The sequence below is a fragment of the Streptomyces hygroscopicus subsp. hygroscopicus genome, from assembly GCF_001553455.1.
In the GTDB taxonomy this organism is placed as follows: domain Bacteria; phylum Actinomycetota; class Actinomycetes; order Streptomycetales; family Streptomycetaceae; genus Streptomyces; species Streptomyces hygroscopicus.
Genome location: NZ_BBOX01000578.1, coordinates 1 through 3,613 on the forward strand (window position 1 = coordinate 1; position 3,613 = coordinate 3,613).

General features: G+C 72.9%; 1 protein-coding gene. It reads left to right on the forward strand.

The genetic code is table 11. From position 1 onward, the window contains the following. Nucleotides 1-3,613: type I polyketide synthase (locus AXW62_RS38870; protein WP_159061089.1), on the forward strand; the 3,613-nt coding region annotated here is incomplete at both ends.

Consider the following 3,613-nt stretch of genomic DNA (forward strand, 5'->3'; position numbering starts at 1 on the left):
CGAGCGGAACACGGTGGACAGCTGGCGTTACAAGGTGGTCTGGAAGCCACTGCCGTCCGCCACGGCGGCGGCCCTCTCGGGCGCCTGGCTCGTCGTCCTTCCCGCGTCGCACGCCGGCGATGCCCTCGTGACCGCAACGGTGAACGGGCTGGCGACCAGCGGCGCCGAGGTCGTCCGGGTGGTGCTGGACGGGTCGGGCAACGACCGCTGGGCAGTGGCGGAGCGACTGCGCGCGGCGCTCGACGGGGCAGGGGTGGAGCCCTCGGGTGTGACGGGCGTGTTCTCGCTGCTCGGACTGGACGAGTCGGGGCACGCGACGTTCGGTGTGGTGCCGGCCGGGCTGGCGGCGATGGTGGGGCTGGTCCAGGGGCTGGGCGACGCGGGCGTGGTGGCTCCGCTGTGGTGCGGCACCCGCGGTGCGGTGTCGGTGGGGCGCTCCGACCGGCTGGTGAGCCCGGTGCAGGCGATGGTGTGGGGCCTGGGCCGGATCGTGGGCGCGGAGTATCCCCAGCGGTGGGGTGGTGCGGTCGATCTGCCCGAGACCATGGACGGCCGTGCGGTGGCCCGTCTGGCCGGAGTGCTGGCGGGCGAGGACGGCGAGGACCAGGTCGCGGTGCGCGGCTCCGGCGTGTTCGCCAAGCGCATGGTGCGGGCCTCGGCGGCCGAGGACACCGAGGGCCGGGGGCCCTGGCAGAGCCGGGGCTCGGTGCTGGTGACCGGTGGCACCGGCGCGCTGGGCGGTCATGTGGCCCGCTGGCTGGCGCGTACCGGTGCCGAGCATCTGGTGCTGACCAGCCGCAGCGGTATGGAGGCCGAGGGCGCCGCCGAGCTGAAGGCGGAGCTGGAAGGGCTCGGTGCCCGGGTGACGGTGGCGGCGTGTGACGCCGCGGACCGCGAGGCGCTGGCGGCGGTGCTGGACGCGATTCCGGGGGAGTACCCGCTGACGGCCGTGGTGCACACGGCCGGTGTGCTGGACGACGGTGTGGTGGACGCGCTGACGGTGCGGCGGGCGGCCGGGGTGCTGCGTCCGAAGGTGGACGCGACACGGAATCTGCACGAGCTGACCGCCGGGATGGACCTGTCGGCGTTCGTGCTGTTCTCCTCCGGCGCCGGCACGTTGGGCGGCCCCGGTCAGGGCAGTTACGCGGCGGGCAACGCCTACCTGGACGCGCTGGCGCTGCAGCGGCGCGCGGACGGCCTCCCCGCGACCTCCATCGCCTGGGGCGCCTGGGCCGGAGGCGGCCTTGGCTCCGGCGAGGTCGGCGAGCGGATGGACCGTTCCGGCATGGTCGGAATGGTGCCCGAGCTGGCGATCTCCGGTATGCAGCAGGCCCTTGAACGGGACGAGACCTTCGTGGTCATCGCCGAGATCGACTGGGACCGCTTCCGGCCGGAGTTCGTCGGTTCACGTCCGAGCGCGCTGTTCCGTGAACTGCCCGAGCTGAACCGTCCCGCCGCCGCCAGTGGCGCGGACGCCGGCGACGGCGACGACGCCGTTTCCGCACTGCGCCGGGAGCTGGCGCAGCTGCCCCCTGCCGAGCAGCCCAGGCTTCTCCTGGAGCTGGTGCGCAGCCAGGCCGCCGATGTGCTCGGTTACGACAGCGCGGACGCGGTGGAGCCCGAGCGAGCCTTCCGCGACCTCGGCTTCGACTCGCTGACCGCCGTCGAGCTGCGCAACCGCCTCGGCGTGGTCACTGGTCTCCGACTGCCGGTCACCTGCGTCTTCGACTATCCGACCGCCACGGTTCTGGCGCGGTACCTGCACACCGAGATGTTCGGCGAACAGCCGGCCACCGCGGGCGCCACCGCCGCCGCACCCCAGCGGCCGGAGGGGCTCGAGGGGCCCATGGCCACCGATGAGCCGATCGCCATCATCGGCATGAGCTGCCGGTTCCCCGGAGGGGTGCGCAGCCCCGAGGAACTGTGGGACCTGCTCATGGCCGAGCGGGACGTGATCTCCGGGTTCCCCGAGGACCGTGGCTGGGACATCGACGGTCTCTACGACCCGGACCCCGAGAAGTCCGGTACCAGCTACGTCCAGGCCGGCGGCTTCCTCGACGAGGTGGGCCACTTCGACCCGTCGTTCTTCGGGATCTCGCCCCGTGAGGCGATGGCGATCGACCCGCAGCAGCGGCTGCTGCTGGAGACGTCCTGGGAGGCGTTCGAGCGCGCCGGCATCGACCCCGTGGCGCTGCGCGGAAGCCAGACCGGAGTCTTCGTCGGCTCCAACTACCACGACTACGGTTCGCGCATCGTGAGCGACGCCGAAGGGGTGGAGGGATACCTCGGACTCGGCAGCGCCCCCAGCGTCTCCTCCGGCCGCATCTCCTACACCTTCGGCTTCGAGGGGCCGGCCGTGACGGTGGACACCGCGTGTTCGTCGTCGCTGGTCGCCCTGCACCTGGCCTGCCAGTCGCTGCGGCAGGGCGAGTCCTCCGTGGCGTTGGCCGGCGGTGTGACGATCATGGCAACGCCGGGCACGTTCATCGAGTTCAGCGCCCAGCGCGTGCTGTCGTTCGACGGGCGGTGCAAGGCGTTCTCGGCGGCGGCCGACGGCACCGGCTGGTCCGAGGGCGTGGGCATGCTGCTCGTGGAGCGGCTGTCGGATGCGCAACGCAACGGCCACAAGGTGCTGGCCGTCATCCGTGGCTCGGCCATCAACCAGGACGGCGCGTCCAACGGTCTGACGGCGCCCAACGGCCCGTCGCAGCAGCGGCTGATCGAGCAGACGCTGGCCGGCGCCCGGCTGGTCTCCGCCGACGTGGACGTGGTCGAGGCCCATGGCACCGGCACTCCCCTCGGCGACCCGATCGAGGCGCAGGCCCTGCTGGCCACCTACGGACAGGGCCGCCCCGAGGGCCAGCCGCTGCTGCTGGGCGCCATCAAGTCCAACATCGGTCATACGCAGGCCGCCGCCGGTGTCGCCGGGGTCATCAAGATGGTGATGGCCATGCGCGAAGGCATCCTTCCCAAGACGCTGCACGTGGACGAGGCGTCGCCGCACGTGGACTGGTCGGCGGGCGACCTGGAGCTGCTGACCGAGGCGAGGCCCTGGCCGGAGCGGGACCACCCGCGCCGGGCGGCGGTGTCCGCCTTCGGTGTGAGCGGCACCAACGCGCACACGATCATCGAGCAGGCGCCGGTCTCCGACGAGCCGGAGGCACCGCGCGCCGAAGAGGACCCGGACTCCGCCGCGGTCCCGGTGCCGTGGATCCTGTCCGCCAGGACCGACGCCGCCCTTCGCGGCCAAGCCGAACGGCTGCGGGCCCAACTCGCCACCGCTGCCGGAGAGTTGATGCCCACGGTGGACGTCGGCTATTCCTTGGCGACGAGCCGGTCTCTCTTCGACCACCGGGCCGCCCTGGTCGGCGAGGACCGCGCGGAGATGCTGCGTGGCCTCGACGCCCTCGCGAAGGGCGAGACCGCGCCCGGCGTTGTCCGGGGCGTGGCGGCAGCGGCCGGCAAGACGGCGTTCCTGTTCTCCGGCCAGGGTGCGCAGCGCCTGGGCATGGGCCGGGAGCTGTACGACGCCTTCCCGGTGTTCGCCGACGCGTGGGACGAGGTGTGCGCGCGTCTCGACGGTCTGCTGGACCGCCCGCTGCGGGAGGTGGTG